The organism is Zooshikella harenae (assembly GCF_018837975.1).
Classification (GTDB): Bacteria; Pseudomonadota; Gammaproteobacteria; order Pseudomonadales; family Zooshikellaceae; genus Zooshikella; species Zooshikella harenae.
In genome coordinates this window covers 1-1,052 of record NZ_JAGSOY010000274.1, presented here as the reverse complement: position 1 = coordinate 1,052, position 1,052 = coordinate 1, and the positions used below count along the sequence as shown (strand labels likewise).

2 protein-coding genes are annotated in these 1,052 nt (G+C 33.7%); both read right to left on the bottom strand.

Annotation, left to right across the window (positions count from 1 at the left end):
• Positions 1-56 precede the first annotated feature (56 nt).
• The gene (locus KCG35_RS25595) at positions 57-602 is read right to left on the bottom strand and encodes a hypothetical protein (protein ID WP_215822678.1); all 546 of its coding nucleotides are present in this window, start codon (positions 600-602) and stop codon (positions 57-59) included.
• Positions 593-1,052 (bottom strand): RHS repeat-associated core domain-containing protein (locus KCG35_RS25590; RefSeq protein WP_373687382.1); only part of this gene is annotated, 460 nt, incomplete at its 5' end. The genes KCG35_RS25595 and KCG35_RS25590, both read right to left, overlap by 10 nt.

Genomic DNA, 1,052 nt, shown 5'->3' with positions numbered 1-1,052 from the left:
CGTAATACTAACCCACCTACTTTCAGTAGGTGGTTGTTGAGTTTCATTCATGGGTATTAACTATCAACACATTTAAGCAATACAGTCTTATCAGTGTTAGGTTTTAATGTGATTTTTTCCAGAATCAACTCTGGATAATCTTTTAAATATAAGTCAGCTTTAATAACTTCATACTTTTCATTATCCTTAATACCTTGACAAAAAATATACCTTTTGTTCGTGAAATCAACACTAAATAATATTGGGTCTTTTAACATTTTTTTAGCTTCTTTTTTTGTTGTGTTATTTAGTTTAAAGAAGACTATAGGAGAATAAAAGCTATGTTTTAAGAATACTTTTGCCATGTTAACTTTACTGTCTCCAGCCTTAATAATTATATAAGAATATGTGAGTAATGAAACCGTCATTATCAGTAAGATACTTGGATTATTAATATAGTTTAGAAATAGGTATATAAAGATAAGCCCAACAGTTAAATAAGAAGCTGTTAGGGTGAAAATATTTAAGGAGACAAGAATGTCTCCTCCTCCAATAAAGAAAACAAATAAATCACTGAGTAAGAGAGTAAGTATCAGCACTATACAGGTTCTTACTATTGACATGCTTTTCTCCTGCAACGCGAAATTTGAACTTTTGCCCAACCAATACAGTTGTATAGGACTGTATTGTGAAAAACTGGTTCGTCACGTCTATTGGTTTGTTCATCTATACACTGCTCAAATACTTCCTGATTACAGGAGCTGTCTAACTTGACTTCGTCACAATGAGTTTTGTTATAGTTTTCTGGCTGAAGATAGCCATCACCCCGTAAAATGGACCCAATACCATCAGGCATACTCCCAATACAGCTTACTCCCAAAGTACTATTGAGTACCTCTCCTTCTTCAGTCGTTACCGTAATTTCTCTAGGCTTTCCTTCACAAATATAAGCATGCAAATATGTTCTAACCTTTCCCAAACAATAATAAACTTCTAATCCTGTCGGATCGAAATATTTTATAGGATTCCCTTCAACATACGCATAGGTATTTAGCCCACCTGCAAGGCCAATG

Excerpts from the sequence above, each read along its gene's own strand:
- KCG35_RS25595 (WP_215822678.1), bottom strand. The coding sequence starts at position 602 with ATGTCAATAGTAAGAACCTGTATAGTGCTGATACTTACTCTCTTACTC.